The organism is Flavobacterium polysaccharolyticum (genome assembly GCF_038739875.1).
Taxonomy (GTDB): Bacteria; Bacteroidota; Bacteroidia; order Flavobacteriales; family Flavobacteriaceae; genus Flavobacterium; species Flavobacterium polysaccharolyticum.
The window spans coordinates 12,725-28,968 of sequence record NZ_JBCGDP010000026.1; the positions used below are offsets into that span (position 1 = coordinate 12,725).

Genomic DNA, 16,244 nt, shown 5'->3' on the forward strand with positions numbered 1-16,244 from the left:
CTATAAAAAAAACTCATTACGAACTGTAATGAGTTTTTTTTTATAAGAATAATTTAAAGTCTACATAGCAAACCATTTTTCAACTAATGTATTTTCGAAAGAAGTTGCTTGCTGATGAATAAATTCATTGGTTTCTGAATCATAACGATACTCTAACGCCCATTCTTTATGGTTTTCGGCTAAAGATTTAATAGCATTGCAAACATATTCTATTTCAGCCGAAGTTGTAGTCGGATGAATTGACATTCTGATCCATCCTGGTTTGCGGATTAAGTCTCCTAAACTTATTTCGTTAACCAACTTATGAGACGTTTCTTGATCTACGTGCAGTAAAAAATGCCCGTAAGTTCCTGCGCAACTACATCCTCCTCTTGTTTGGATTCCGAAACGATCATTGAGAAGTTTTACTCCTAGATTAAAATGCAAATCATCAATAAAAAACGAAATCACGCCCAATCGTTCTTGATGTTGTCCAGCCAAAATTTTAATATTGGGAACATTTTGTAATGAATCAAAAACATAGTCCACAATTTCGTGTTCGCGTTTCAAAATATTGTCAATACCCATTTCGTCTTTCAACTGAATGGCCAAAGCTGTTTTTATGACTTGTAAAAAGCCTGGCGTTCCTCCATCTTCCCTGTCTTCAATATTGTCAATATATTTATGTTCACCCCATGGATTTGTCCACGATACGGTTCCACCACCTGGGCAATCCGGCACCATATTGTTGTACAATTTTTTATTAAAAACCAATACTCCAGAAGTGCCTGGTCCACCTAAAAATTTGTGCGGTGAAAAGAAGATAGCATCTAAATACGCCTCCTCATCCTCAGGATGCATATCGATGGAAACGTAGGGACCTGAGCAAGCAAAATCTACAAAACAAACTCCATTGTGCTGATGCATCATTTTGGCAGCCTCGTGATATGGTGTGCGAATACCTGTAACATTAGAACAAGAAGTAATTGAAGCAATCTTTAGTGTTCGCTCTTTATATTTTTCGAGTAATACTTTTAGATTATCTAAAGAAAAAAGTCCGTCTTCCGTTGAAGGAATCACTTCAACATCGGCAATGGTTTCTAACCAAGAAGTTTGATTGGAATGGTGCTCCATATGAGAAATAAAAACTACTGGTTTTTTCTCGGCTGGAATAGCTACAAAATCTTTTAGGTTTTCAGGAACTTTAATCCCTAAGATACGTTGAAATTTATTCACAACGCCAGTCATACCTGTACCATCTGTGATTAAAACATCATTTTGATTGGCATTAACGTGTTGCTTTATGATATTTCTAGCGTGATGATACGCTTTGGTCATAGCCGTTCCAGAAACGGTAGTTTCTGTATGCGTATTAGCGACAAATGGTCCGAAGGCATTCATCAATTTTTCTTCGATGGGGCGATATAATCTTCCGCTTGCAGTCCAATCAGTGTAGATAATTTTTTTTCGTCCAAATGGAGATTCAAATTCTTGCTCAATTCCGATAATATTTTTGCGAAATTGTTGAAAATACTGTTCTAAAGCCGTCTCTTTTCTGCTATTTGTCATTATATCTTTCATTTGATTGCAAATATATTGTATTTGATTGAAAACGTAGAATTGATTTTAGTTTTAACACTAAAAAGAAAAACCTTTTCAATACAACTGAAAAGGTTTTAATTAATATATGAAGCTAAAAAATGAAACCAAAAAAGCCAGTTGTAGCACTTTACCCCCGATAGGAGCGACATCCTTTGTTTTTTTCTTTAAAAAACAAAGATATAGCGGATAGCGGGATTCCTGTTTCCTGATTAGCCTAATGCGTTGGTCCTAAAAACTCAACTTGTTATATTAGATTCCAGCGACTGCTTTGATTTCGTCTATGATACGTAACGCTAAATCGTCTGCCAATTGTTGTGTAGCTGCCTCGGTATAAATACGGATAATTGGTTCTGTATTTGATTTTCTTAGGTGTACCCAATTTTCGGCAAAATCAATTTTCACTCCGTCAATGGTCGTGATGTTTTCTGATTTATACTTATCGGTCATCGCTACCAAAATTGCATCCACATCAATTTGAGGTGTCAACTCGATTTTGTTTTTACTCATATAATATTCTGGATACGAAGCACGCAACTCAGAAACTTTCATCTTTTTATTGGCCAAATGCGTCAAAAACAAAGCCACACCCACCAAGCTATCGCGACCGTAATGCAATTCAGGATAGATGATTCCACCATTGCCCTCACCTCCGATGATAGCGTTATTTTTTTTCATTAATTCCACTACATTCACCTCTCCTACTGCACTCGCTTCGTAGCTGCCGCCGTGAGCAACAGTTACATCGCGCAACGCTCTTGAAGAAGACATATTCGAAACCGTGTTACCCGGAGTTCTGCTCAACACATAATCCGCACAAGCTACCAAAGTATACTCTTCGCCAAACATTTCGCCATCCTCAGAAATGAAAGCCAAACGATCAACGTCTGGATCAACGACGATTCCTAAATGTGCTTTTTCTTCGACCACTAAAGCTGAAATATCCGTTAAATGTTCTTTTAACGGCTCAGGATTGTGTGGGAAATGACCATTGGGTTCGCAGTACAATTTTACTACTTCAACCCCCATTTGATCTAACAATTTTGGGATGATGATTCCGCCAGATGAATTTACACCATCGACTACCACTTTGAAGTTGGCCGCTTTTACTGCCTCAATATCCACTAATGGTAAGTTCAACACTTCATCGATATGAATATCCATATAAGCATCATTGATTGTGATTTCTCCCAAACTATCCACGTCTGAAAAATCAAAAGCTTCCGCTTCGGCAATTTCTAATATTTTCTCGCCATCAGCACCACTTAAGAATTCGCCTTTTTCATTGAGAAGCTTCAAAGCATTCCATTGTTTTGGATTATGTGACGCGGTCAATATAATTCCGCCATCGGCTTTTTCCATTGGAACTGCTACTTCAACGGTAGGTGTCGTGGACAATCCTAAGTCGATTACATCAATGCCTAACCCTAATAAGGTATTCACCACTAAATTGTGAATCATAGGTCCAGAAATACGAGCATCTCTACCAATTACAACGGTATTTTTTTCTTTATTGCTATGTTTTTTTAACCAAGTTCCGTAGGCCGAAGCAAATTTTACTGCATCTACAGGGGTTAAATTGTCACCAACTTTTCCTCCAATGGTTCCTCGGATACCTGATATTGATTTGATTAATGTCATTTTATTTCAATTTGGTTATAGCTACAAATATAAAAAAGTTGGATGGGCTTATAGTCTTTCCAACGAAAAGTTTTTAGTTAAGGAAAATGAGGCTTCTATTGTGAGGCTTTTTAAAGTTTGTATCTTTGAAAATAGTCAAAGCAAAACAATGAACTTTCTCGCGCACATTTTTCTATCGGGTGATGATGAATTACTCAAAATAGGCAATTTTATGGCCGATGGCATTCGTGGAAAACAGTACGAGCACTTCCCTTTGTCCATACAAAAAGGCATTCGTTTACATCGTTTTATTGATACTTATACGGATGCGCATCCTGTTTTTAGAAAGAGTACACAAAGACTGCACTCCAAATACCATCACTATGCTGGAGTGATTGTTGATTTGTTTTACGACCATTTTTTGGCCAAAAATTGGAGTACTTATTCTGATGAAAATCTAGAGGATTTTACCGAAACTTTTTATCAATCGTTAAGAGACAATTACGATATTCTATCCGAAAGAACCAAAGGTATGATGCCTTACCTAATAGAACACAATTGGTTATTGAGTTATCAAACAGTAGAAGGAATTGGTCGGATTTTGACACAGATGGATAATAGAACCAAAAACGAATCCAAAATGAGGTTTTCCTCTAATGAATTGGTTGAATTTTATCCCGAATTTGAAGAAGAGTTCACTATCTTTTTCAAAGACTTACAAGAACAAGTTACCCTAAAAATGCAACAACTATGAAATCGCCATTAACAACAGGTTTGTTGAAAACAAACACCGATAAATAAAAGGCGACACCATATATGACAACTAATAAATAACTTTTACCTATATGAAAATTTTTCAATTTCTTTTTCTTTTTATTTTCTGTAGTTTTTTGAGTGAAAATGTCCGGGCGCAAACTGGTCTAATCGCAGACAAAGCTATGGTGGTGTCTGCAAGAGAAGAAGCGTCTAAAATAGGTGTAGAAATTATGCAAAAAGGCGGCAATGCTTTTGATGCTATGGTGGCTACCGAATTGGCTTTGGCAGTTGCTTATCCGTATGCGGGAAATTTAGGCGGTGGTGGATTTATGGTGTATCGCAAAGCAAATGGCGAAATTGGTTCTTTGGATTATAGAGAAAAAGCACCTTTGGCAGCTCATAAAACGATGTTTTTGGATAAAGAAGGTAATGTCATTAAAGGTAAAAGCACAGAATCACCTTTGGCTATTGGCGTTCCGGGAACCATCGCTGGTGTTTTTGCCGTTCATAAAAAACTGGGAAGTCTGCCTATGTCGGAAATACTAAAACCTGTAATTGCTTTGGCAGAAAAAGGGGTTATAGTTACGCGCAAACAAGAACTCCGATTAAACGATTATCGTGCAGCCATTATAAAAGTGAACGGTAATCAAACCTTGTTTGCACAACCTTTTAAAGAAAAAGATACCATAAAATATCCCGCTCTAGCAGCAACGCTAAAACGAATCGCAAAAAATGGTCGCGATGAATTTTACAAAGGACAAACGGCAAAAACGTTAGTACAGTATTTGCAACAAAAAGGAGGCATCATCACGATGAAAGATTTAAGACAATACGAGGCCAAATGGCGTACTCCCCTTTCGTTTCAATATAAGGATTTGAAAATCATCTCTATGCCTCCACCAAGTAGCGGTGGTATTTGTTTGGCTGAAATTTTTAAAATGATTGCTCCTTTTGATTTATCTAAAATGGGACACAACTCAACAGAATCTATACAAGTAATTGTAGAAGCGGAACGCAGGGCTTACGCAGATAGGAGTCACTATCTTGGCGACCCCGATTTTGTTAAAATCCCAAGTAAAGCATTGTTAGCTGATGACTATTTACGACAACGAATGAGCACTTTTAGTTTTGAAAAAGCCACCTTGTCCTCTGAAATTAAAGAAGGAAAAGTGAACTATAACGAAAGTACCGAGACTACTCATTATTCTATTGTAGATGCAGCTGGTAATGCCGTGGCAGCTACCACAACCTTAAATGATGGGTATGGGTCAAAATACTATTGTGATGCTTTAGGTTTTTTCCTCAATAACGAAATGGATGATTTCAGCGCCAAACCGGGAACACCAAATATGTTTGGTTTAATTGGAAACGAAGCCAACAGTATTGCTCCAGGAAAACGAATGCTAAGTTCTATGACCCCAACTATCGTTGAAAAAAACGGTCAATTATTTATGGTAGTAGGTTCGCCAGGTGGTTCTACTATTATTACTTCTGTTCTACAAACGATTCTCAATGTTTACGAATATAAAATGAATATGCAACAAGCTGTAAATGCACCTCGTTTTCATCATCAGTGGTTGCCTGATTTAATTACGTTTGAACCAAAAACATTCGATACTTCAACTTTTGAAAAACTAAAAACAAAAGGCTATATCATCAATGAAAAAACGACTCCTGTCATTGGCAAAGTCGATGCTATTTTGGTTTTACCTAATAAAAAACTTGAAGGTGGAGCTGATTTTAGAGGTGACGATACGGCGGTTGGCTTTTAATTATGGATTTCATTACAGCCTTAGAAAAAGAATTTATAGCGCAAGCAGATACAGTACAAAGTATGGCAATGGAAGCGTATATGAAAAATAATTTTCAGTTTTTTGGTATTCCAATGCCAGAACGAAGAGCAATTTTAAAATCGGTTAATACTGCTCATTCAGATAGTTTAAAAACAAATGTTCGCACGGTGGCACTTCAACTTTATGACAAACCACAGAGAGAATTTCATTATTGCGCAATAGAACTTTTAATTCAGAATTGCAGCAAAAAACTTGTCTTAGATGACATTAGGTGGATAGAACAACTACTGCTCACCTACTCTTGGTGGGATTCTGTCGATACGATTAGCAAATATTTATTGGGACGCTATTTGGTTCAATTCCCTGAACAAACGAATAAGGTGATTGAGAAATTTTCTAATGCTTCAAATATTTGGCTGAACAGAAGTACACTTTTATTTCAATTAGACTATAAAAAGAATACCAATTTTACTATCTTAGAAGCTGTTTGTGAACACTTTAAAGAAAGCAATGAGTTTTTTATTCAGAAAGCAATGGGTTGGGCACTAAGAGAATACAGTAAAATCAATCCGATAGCTGTCCAAAACTATGTTATTAATACCAATTTAAAACCATTAAGTACAAAAGAAGCCTTACGTATTATTGAAAAACAAAAACTATGAATTTCAGCACTATTATTACTAGCGTGGTCAATCGCTTCGAATCACTAATTGTATGGAGTCAAAGTAAATTTACTAATAAACAATTCATTTTTTTATCAAGTGTATTGGTAGGAATATCAGCAGGTTTAGCGGTTATTATCCTAAAATCGTTTGCGCATTCAGTTTTTACATTTGCAAGCTATGTTAATGGCATTCTAAAGCTAAACTACATCAACAGTATTCTGCCTATAATAGGAATTTTGCTGACGGTTTTTGTGGTTCAAAAATTACTAGGAGGTAGCATCGAAAAAGGTACTTCTCAAATTTTGTATGCCGTTGCTAAAAAAGCAAGTATTATTCCCAAAAAACAAATGTATGCTCAAATTGTGACTAGTTCATTAACAGTTGGTCTGGGAGGTTCGGCTGGCTTGGAGAGTCCCATTGTGATTACTGGTGCAGCTTTTGGTTCCAATTATGCACAAAAATATCATTTGAGTTACAAGGACAGAACTTTACTTATTGGCTGTGGCGTTGCAGCAGGAATTGCGGCAGCTTTTAACGCTCCCATAGCCGGTGTATTATTTGCGGTAGAAGTTTTGTTGGTGGATGTAAGCATTTCTGCATTTACACCCATTATGATTGCCGCTGCAACAGGTGCGATGGTCTCTGTGGTTGCATTAGATGAAAGCATCTTACTATCCTTCAAACAGCAAGAGCATTTTCATCATCTGAATATCATTTATTATGTCTTTTTAGGCGTTTTTACAGGATTTATTTCCGTTTATTATTCAAGATATTTTCAAAAAATAGAACGCTATTTTCATATTTCAAAACTTTCTGTTTACAAAAAGGCTTTATTGGGCTCAAGTATCTTGGCTTTATTGATTTTTGTATTCCCTACACTTTTTGGAGAAGGATATGAAAGCATCCGTATTTTATCTCAAAACGATCCTGGTCAACTGTTAGAAAACACCCTTTTCAAAGGATTCCGCAATAACAATTGGATATTACTTTTATTCATTGGTGCTAGTATGATGCTCAAAGTATTTGCTACGGGATTTACCTTAAGTTGTGGAGGAAATGGAGGAAATTTTGCTCCCTCTCTATTTTTAGGGTCTTATGTTGGTTTTTTCTTTTCATCCTTACTCAATCTTATTGGTATAGCGAAATTGCCTGTAAGTAATTTTACAATCGTTGGAATGGCAGGTATTTTGAGTGGATTATTTCACGCTCCACTTACAGCAATTTTCTTGATTGCCGAAATTACAGGTGGTTATGGACTGATGATTCCGTTGATGATTGTAGCATCAACTAGTTACGCCATTTCAAAACGCTTTGAAAAACATTCGATGGATGTGAAAAATTTAGCCAAAAAAGGACACGCCTTTACCAGTAATAAAGATGCTAATGTTTTATCAACTTTAGAAACTAGTAGTATAATTGACACTAGTTATCTCACTATTTCACCAAACGAAAACTTAGAACGCTTGGTGGATTTAATTTCCCACTCAGATCAGGTTATTTTTCCCGTTGTTAATGAAGAAAATGAATTACTAGGTGTCGTTCATTTTAATGACATTAGAGAAATCATATTCAATACCTATCGTGTAAAATATACTTTGGTCAAAGAAATTATGATTGCACCAGCTGCATTAATTGCACCAACTGATCGTATGGAAATTGTGATGAATAAATTTGAACAAACCAGAAAAGCATTTTTGCCTGTGGTTCAAAATGGAAAATATTTTGGTTTCATTTCAAAATCAGTAGCTTTAGAAGCATACCGATCTAAACTTAAAGCCATGACAATAGATTAATTTTTTTTTTAAATAAATTATAAAAAAATGTAACATTTTACTAAAAAACCTACTTATCCCTTTGAACATAATCATAAAACCAAAATTACACTCATTATGAAAACATTAAAAATGACAGCCTTAGCACTTTTTCTTTGTACAAGCAGTGCTTCTTTATTTGCTCAAACAGCAGATGAAATTATTTCAAAATACATAACCACTATTGGTGGAGCAGAAAAACTAAAAGCACTTAAAAGTGTGAAGATGGAAATGGTAGCTAACGCTCAAGGAATGGAAATTCCAGTTGAAATTTTCCAAGAAAAAGGAGGAAAAATGGCTGTAAAGCTTAACTTCCAAGGAAAAGAAATAACACAAATGGCGTCAGACGGCGAAACCATGTGGAGCACTAACTTTATGACTATGAAAGCTGAAAAAATGGATGCTGAAGCTACAGCAAATGCTAAATTAAGTAATGCAGATTTTCCTGATCCTTTTTTGGATTACAAATCAAAAGGATACACTGCAGAATTTATCGGCAAAGAGACTAAAGAAGGTACTGAATGCTATAAAATTAAATTTACCAAAAAACCAATCATGGTTGATGGTGTAAAATCTGATGATGTTACTTACTATTTTTTCGAAACCGAAAACAATTTACCAATCGCAGCTGAAACTGAAATTAAGCAAGGACCTGCAAAAGGACAAAAATCAACTTCTACTATGAGTGATTATCAAGAAGTGGATGGAATCTATTTTCCATTTTCAATGAATCAAGGTGGTCAAGTGATGAAAGTTAAAAAAATCATCCTAAATCCTACTGTTGATTCAAAAATTTACGTTTTCCCAGCGCAATAACATCAATATAATCAAACCCAAGTCCTTATTGAAAAATAAGGGCTTTTTTTAACTAGCATTTTTATGAAAAAAACAATTATATGGGTTGCTTGTATAGGTTTACTATCTGCAACAAATACTTTAGCACAAAATAAAATTGTGCTAAAAGGCAAAGAACTTTTTGGTGACATGCAAGCAAGACATATTGGCCCTGCTTTAATGAGTGGTAGAATTACCGATCTCGAAGTACATCCTACTAACAATAAAATCGTATTTGCAGGAACAGCTGGCGGTGGTGTATGGAAAAGTAACGACGGTGGAGCCTCTTTTAATCCAATATTTGATGAACATATCCAATCCATTGGCTGTGTAGCTATTGATCCTTCAAAACCAGACCAAAACATTTGGGTGGGTACAGGAGAAACATGGACTAGAAATAGTGTTTCTATGGGTGATGGTATCTACAAATCGACAGATGGAGGTCAGAACTGGAAAAACATGGGATTACCTAAATCTGACCGAATTAGTTCTATTATCATTGATCCAAAGAATAGCGATATTGTTTGGGTTGGTGTTCTTGGAGCCTTGTGGGGAGATAGTGACGAAAGAGGTATTTATAAAACAACAGATGGAGGAACCACTTGGAATAAAGTTCTTTTTGTAGATAACAAAACTGGATGTTCAGATTTGATTATAGACCCTAAAAATAGCGCCATAATGTATGCTTCTTTTTGGGAATTCAGAAGAACAGGTTGGTCATTCAGTTCAGGAGGAACCAAATCAGCTTTGTATAAATCTGTAGATGGTGGGAAAACTTGGAACAAAATCCACACTGGTTTTCCTGCAGGTCAATTGGGTAGAATAGCCATTGCTGTTGCACCTTCTAATAGTAACATCTTATATTCTGTACTTGAAACAGAAAAAGCAGAATTGAATGGTTTGTATCGCTCTGATGATGCTGGTGCCAATTGGAAACACCTGAATAGTGATTTTGGATTAGTGGTAAGACCTTTCTATTTTTCTAGAATTACTGTTGATCCAAAAAACCCTGAAATTGTAGTAAAAGGAGGTTTAAGTGGATCCATTAGTAGAGATGGTGGAAAAACCTTCAAAAACCTAGGAAACATGCATTCTGATATCCATGATATCGTTTTTGATATTAATGATAGCAATAGAATGTATTGTGGGACAGATGGTGGTGTTTATAGAAGTTGGGATGGTGCAAATACTATGGAAATGGTTAGCAACATTCCTGTTTCTCAATTTTATCACGTAAGTATCGACGATAAAGAACCATTTAATGTTTATGGAGGTTTACAAGATAACGGTTCTTGGTACGGCCCATCAAAAAGTCCAGGTGGAATTGAATCTAGAGACTGGACAAGAATTGGTCAAGGTGATGGTTTCAGAGTAATCAAACATCCAACCAAAAATATTATTTACAGCGAAATGCAAGGTGCTGAAAATGTTTGGCGCTACAATACGGATACACAAGAATTGATTACGATTCAGCCATTAGCAGTAAAAGGTGATCCAAAATTACGTTTCAACTGGAATGCTCCAATGGAAGTAAGCAAAAAACAAACCGATCGTTTCTATATGGGAAGTCAGTTCGTACATAAATCAGAAGATATGGGTCGTACATGGACCAAAATTTCACCAGATTTAACTACGAACGATGCATTAAAATACAATACAGAAAAATCTGGTGGATTGTCTGTTGACAATTCTGGTGCAGAGAAGCACTGTACTATTTTTACAATTGCCGAGTCTCCATTAAATGAAAAAGTAATTTGGGCCGGTACTGACGACGGTAATGTACAAGTTACTAAAGATGGAGGTAAAACATGGACTAATGTGGTTGCCAACATTACTGGACTTCCAAAAAACACTTGGTGTTATCACATTGAAGCCAGTACTTTTGGAGAAGGAACAGCCTATGCTGTTTTTGAAGGTCATGCAAAAAATGATTATACTCCATATGCCTACAAAACTACAGATTTTGGAAAAACATGGAAATCTATCATTACTCCTGATGTTGATGGTTTTGTTCGTAACATTCAAGAAGATTTTACCAATGAGAATTTATTGTTCTTGGGTACCGAAAAAGGTTTATACATTACTATAGATGGTGGCGCGAACTGGTCTCATTTTACTAATAAAATGCCTTCAGTTGCCGTGCACTTCATGGAATTAAGTACTAAAACCAATTCGTTAGTTATGGCAACTCATGGTCGTGGTATTATTATCTTAGATGATATTACACCTTTGCGTCAAATAAGTCAAGACGTTCTTGCTAAAGATGTTCATTTCTTTGATTTGAAGCCAGCTGTAATTGAAGAGCAATCAAGTTTTGGAACTACTGCTACAGAATTGGAGTTTGTGGGTAGTAACCCATCATCTAGTGCTCAAATTATCTATTACTTGAAAAAAAGACATACCTTGGGTAAGATGGATCTTGAAATACAAGATGAACAAGGCAATAAAATTGTGTCGTTACCTGCAGGTAAACAAAAAGGAATCAATGTAGTAACTTGGGATTACAATATGAAAAATCCAAAAATTGCTGCTGGAAAAACAGTATCATTTGCCGGTTTTACTTCGCCACGTGTACAAGAAGGTAATTATAAAGTAGTGATGACTAAAGGAAAAGATACTTACACGCACACCTTTAAAGTACTTAATGATCCTAAAAGTAGTATTTCAGCTTCTGATAGAGTGAAACAAAAAGAAACTACACGAGAGTTGTTCAACAAAAATGAAGAACTAGCCTATGCAGTGTATGAAATTGACGAAACTGTAAAATTATTAGATCAATTGATTGCTAAAAATAAAGGTTTTGCTAAAAATGGCACAAAAATCAAAACTGATTTTGAGAATGTAAAAGCAAAAATGGTAGTTACTACTGGTGATGGCTACGTAGCTTCAGCAGAACCTCAGTTGAGAGAGAAACTTGGAGAATTATATGCTTCTGTTGCTGGAAACTTTACGGCTCCTTCGCCTTCACAATTAGAAAATAAAGAAGCCATTATGCAACGCTTTGATAGCGAAATGAAAGATTTCAAAACGGTTAAAGCTAAAAATGAAGCTACTTATTTAAAACAAGCAAAAGAACAAAACATCCCGTTTGTTTTGAAAACCTATGCTGAGTTTGTGGCACAATAAGCCCATTTAAAAGTCAATGAATCAAAAACGCTAACCGAAGTTAGCGTTTTTTTTATTATCGGATAGTGATAAAATTTTTTATATCCGATATTAATTGCATTTTTGTGAGATTATGTGGGATATAGACTTAGGATATCGGGAAGAATTTCAATCAACTTTTGAACGATTGTATCAAAAAAAGCAAGATTTGCAAAATAGCAGACCTTTGCCAACCATCGCTTTGAATAAAATCAAAGAAAGTTTATCCATAGAATGGACCTACAATTCCAATAGTATAGAAGGAAACACCTTAACACTTAGAGAAACACAAATGGTCTTGCAAGAAGGAATTACTATAAAAGGGATTTCTTTAAGAGAACATTTCGAAGCACACAATCACGACAAAGCCATTGATTACCTTTTTTCTATAATCAATGAGAACTATGTGTTACGAAGTATTGATATATTATCGTTAAACGGTTTGGTATTACGCTCGATTGAAGATGATTTCGCAGGTAGATTACGTAATGGAGGTGTCCGTATTTCGGGGGCTAATTTTGTTCCACCTAATGCAAACAAAGTTTCAGATTTACTAGATGAATTGATTGATTTTATTAACACCAACCCTTTAAATTTAAACGATATTGAGTTGGCAACCATCTTTCATCACAAATTAGTTTGGATTCATCCTTTTTTTGATGGCAATGGAAGAACAGTTCGTTTGAGTATGAATATGTTATTGATGCGATGTGGTTTTCCTCCAGCAATTATTCTCAAGAACGATAGAAAAAAATACTATGAAGCCCTCAATCAAGCTAATAATGGTAACTATCAAAAATTAATACTTTTGATGAGTCAAGCACTTGAACGAAGTTTGAATATTTACCTAAATGCTATGCCTGATAGCAACAACGACTTTCAGACAATAGCTAATATTGTTAGTGAACCAAGCAGCCCTTATGGACAAGAATACGTTAGCTTACTAGCTCGCACTGGCAAAATAGATGCCTATAAAGAAGGCAGAAATTGGTATACCACCAAAGAAGCCATTGAAGCTTATATCAGCACCAGAAAAAGAAAACGCTAACCCCAAAAGTTAGCGTTTTTTAGTATTCCTTTTTTAACACAATCTTCGATAGTGTTCTACTAAAAGAATAAATCAAAATAGTAACTTTGCTTCCGACCTATTCGGAATTTGCAAAATTATGCTAGACACAAACAATACCATTGAAGTTCAAGGCGCTCGCGTTCATAATCTAAAAAATATCGACATTGCTATTCCTAGAGAAAAACTCGTAGTCATAACAGGGCTTTCGGGTTCGGGGAAATCGTCTTTGGCCTTTGATACTATTTATGCCGAAGGACAACGCCGCTATGTAGAAACATTTTCGGCTTATGCCCGACAATTTTTAGGAGGATTGGAACGTCCAGATGTAGATAAAATCGATGGCCTTTCGCCTGTGATTGCGATTGAACAAAAAACTACTAGCAAAAGTCCGCGTTCTACTGTTGGTACTATTACTGAAATATACGATTTCTTGCGTTTGTTATATGCTCGTGGCGCTGATGCTTACAGTTATAATACGGGAGAAAAAATGGTTTCTTACTCTGATGAGCAAATCAAAGAATTAATTATTCAGGATTTTAATGGAAAAAGAATTAATATTTTAGCTCCTATTATTCGAGCGAGAAAAGGACATTATGCCGAACTCTTCCAACAAATTACCAAACAAGGTTTTCTAAAAGTAAGAGTAAATGGAGAAATTGTAGACATTACACCTGGAATGAAACTTGATCGCTACAAAACACACGATATAGAAATTGTTGTGGATAGAATTGCGGTTGATACTTCTGAAGATATTCAAAAACGATTATCCGAAAGCATCAATACCGCTATGCATCATGGTGAAAATGTATTGATGATTTTGGATCAGGATACCAGTGAAGTACGCTTTTTTAGCCGTAATTTGATGTGTCCAAGCACTGGAATATCCTATCAAAACCCTGAACCCAATTTGTTTTCATTCAACTCACCAAAAGGAGCTTGTGAACACTGCAATGGATTAGGAACTATTAATGAAATCAATACCAAAAAAATCATTCCAAATCCAAAGTTATCCATCAAAGCGGGTGGTTTTACTCCACTTGGAGAATACAAGTCGTCTTGGATTTTTAAGCAGCTAGAAACTATTGGAGAAAAATTCAATTTTAAAATTACGGATCCCATCGAAAAAATTCCAGATGAAGCGATGGAAATGATTTTGAATGGTGGTAAAGAAAAATTCTCAGTTCAATCTAAAGATTTGGGTGTTACGAGAGAGTACAAAATTGATTTTGAAGGTATTTCACATTTTATCAAAAATCAACACGATGAAAGCGGCTCTACTGCAATCAAACGCTGGGCTAAAGAATTTATGGACGAAATTCCTTGTCCAGTTTGTGAAGGTTCTCGACTTAAAAAAGAAGCTAATTATTTTAGAGTAAACGAAAAGAATATTTCTGAATTGTGCAATATGGACATTTCAGATTTGACCAATTGGTTTTTGGATCTTGAAAATCATTTGACCGATAAACAAAAACGAATTGCAACAGAAGTCATCAAGGAAATCAAAGACAGATTAGCGTTTTTGATGAATGTTGGTTTAAATTATTTGGCGTTGAGTCGAAGCTCAAAATCACTTTCGGGTGGTGAAGCACAGCGTATTCGTTTGGCCACCCAAATCGGTTCGCAATTGGTGGGCGTGCTTTATATTCTAGACGAACCTAGTATTGGTTTACATCAAAGAGATAATGAAAAACTAATTCATTCGCTAGAGCAATTGCGTGATATTGGCAATTCAGTTTTGGTAGTTGAGCACGATAAAGATATGATTGAACGTGCGGATTATGTAATAGATATTGGTCCAAAAGCAGGAAAATATGGAGGCGAAATCATCAGTATTGGAACTCCACAAGAAACCTTAGCCTCTAACACAATTACTGCTCAGTATTTGAATGGAACAATGAAATTTGATATTCCCAAAAAACGTAGAACAGGCAATGGAAAATTTCTAAAACTAACTGGAGCGACTGGAAACAATCTAAAAAATGTTTCTATAGAAATTCCATTGGGGCAAATGATTTGTGTGACAGGTGTTTCGGGGAGTGGAAAATCGACTTTAATCAACGAGACCCTCTACCCTATCTTGAATGCGTATTATTTTAACGGGGTCAAAAAACCACAGCCCTATAAAAAAATAGAAGGTTTAGAACATATCGATAAAGTAATTGATATTGACCAAAGTCCAATTGGAAGAACGCCACGTTCCAACCCTGCAACTTATACAGAAGTTTTTACCGAAATCCGTAACTTGTTTACGATGACTTCTGAAAGTATGATTCGTGGATACAAAGCGGGACGTTTTAGTTTTAATGTAAAAGGTGGCCGTTGCGAAACCTGCGAAGGTTCTGGTGTTCGAACTATCGAAATGAACTTTTTACCTGATGTGTATGTAGAATGCGAAAGCTGTCAAGGGAAACGTTTTAATAGAGAAACCCTTGAAATTCGATACAAAGGCAAATCGATTTCGGATGTATTGGATATGACGATTGATGAAGCGGTACCGTTTTTTGAAAATATTCCAAAAATATATAGAAAAGTCAAAACCTTACAAGATGTTGGTTTGGGCTATATAACTTTAGGACAACAAAGCACCACGCTTTCTGGTGGTGAGGCGCAACGTATTAAACTAGCGGGAGAATTATCTAAAAAAGATACAGGAAATACTTTTTATATTTTAGATGAACCTACTACTGGTTTGCATTTTGAGGATATTCGAGTGTTGATGGATGTGATTAATCGATTGGTAGATAAAGGCAATACCGTTTTGATTATCGAACACAATATGGATGTCATTAAACTCGCCGATTACATCATCGATATTGGTCCCGAAGGAGGAAAAGGTGGTGGACAACTCGTAGCCAAAGGCACACCTGAGGAAATCATTAAAGTAAAAAAGAGTTATACTGGAGAATTCTTGAAAAAAGAATTGGTATAATTTCCATCAATAACAGAAAAGAACAAAAACATAATAATAACAGAT

10 protein-coding genes are annotated in these 16,244 nt (G+C 35.7%); 8 read left to right on the forward strand and 2 right to left on the reverse strand.

All coding sequences use genetic code 11. The features are described from left to right. Nucleotides 1-60: 60 nt before the first annotated feature. Both WFZ86_RS18410 and glmM read right to left on the reverse strand, forming a co-directional pair. Nucleotides 61-1,548: an aminotransferase class V-fold PLP-dependent enzyme gene (locus WFZ86_RS18410; protein WP_342693296.1), complete on the reverse strand. Its 1,488-nt coding sequence runs from the start codon at nucleotides 1,546-1,548 to the stop codon at nucleotides 61-63. Nucleotides 1,549-1,830: 282 nt separating this feature from the next. Further along, nucleotides 1,831-3,219 (reverse strand): phosphoglucosamine mutase, encoded by a 1,389-nt coding sequence (gene glmM, locus WFZ86_RS18415; RefSeq protein WP_342693297.1) that lies wholly within the window; start codon nucleotides 3,217-3,219, stop codon nucleotides 1,831-1,833. Nucleotides 3,220-3,367: 148 nt separating this feature from the next. Between glmM and WFZ86_RS18420 the strand changes: the two genes are divergently transcribed. From WFZ86_RS18420 to uvrA, 8 genes are all read left to right on the forward strand, one after another. After that, nucleotides 3,368-3,952 carry an acyl carrier protein phosphodiesterase gene (locus tag WFZ86_RS18420; protein ID WP_342693318.1) on the forward strand — a complete coding sequence of 195 codons (585 nt, stop codon included), beginning with the start codon at nucleotides 3,368-3,370 and terminating at the stop codon, nucleotides 3,950-3,952. A 91-nt stretch (nucleotides 3,953-4,043) separates the two neighbouring features. Next, complete coding sequence (gene ggt, locus WFZ86_RS18425; RefSeq protein WP_342693298.1) at nucleotides 4,044-5,726, forward strand: gamma-glutamyltransferase; 1,683 nt, start codon at nucleotides 4,044-4,046, stop codon at nucleotides 5,724-5,726. Between the two features lie 2 nt (nucleotides 5,727-5,728). Then, nucleotides 5,729-6,409, forward strand: coding sequence for a DNA alkylation repair protein (locus WFZ86_RS18430; protein ID WP_342693299.1), 681 nt, complete (start codon nucleotides 5,729-5,731; stop codon nucleotides 6,407-6,409). Continuing rightward, complete coding sequence (locus tag WFZ86_RS18435; protein WP_342693300.1) at nucleotides 6,406-8,205, forward strand: chloride channel protein; 1,800 nt, start codon at nucleotides 6,406-6,408, stop codon at nucleotides 8,203-8,205. The genes WFZ86_RS18430 and WFZ86_RS18435 overlap by 4 nt, the downstream gene beginning before the upstream one ends. Before the next feature lie 96 nt (nucleotides 8,206-8,301). Continuing rightward, entirely contained in the window at nucleotides 8,302-9,039 is a 738-nt protein-coding gene (locus tag WFZ86_RS18440) for an outer membrane lipoprotein-sorting protein (protein WP_342693301.1), read from the forward strand. 63 nt (nucleotides 9,040-9,102) lie between these two features. Beyond that, nucleotides 9,103-12,183: a WD40/YVTN/BNR-like repeat-containing protein gene (locus WFZ86_RS18445; RefSeq protein ID WP_342693302.1), complete on the forward strand. Its 3,081-nt coding sequence runs from the start codon at nucleotides 9,103-9,105 to the stop codon at nucleotides 12,181-12,183. A 112-nt stretch (nucleotides 12,184-12,295) separates the two neighbouring features. Continuing rightward, nucleotides 12,296-13,249: a Fic family protein gene (locus WFZ86_RS18450; protein ID WP_342693303.1), complete on the forward strand. Its 954-nt coding sequence runs from the start codon at nucleotides 12,296-12,298 to the stop codon at nucleotides 13,247-13,249. Nucleotides 13,250-13,367: 118 nt separating this feature from the next. Next, nucleotides 13,368-16,199, forward strand: a complete 2,832-nt coding sequence (gene uvrA / locus WFZ86_RS18455; RefSeq protein ID WP_342693304.1) for an excinuclease ABC subunit UvrA — start codon at nucleotides 13,368-13,370, stop codon at nucleotides 16,197-16,199. Nucleotides 16,200-16,244 lie beyond the last annotated feature (45 nt).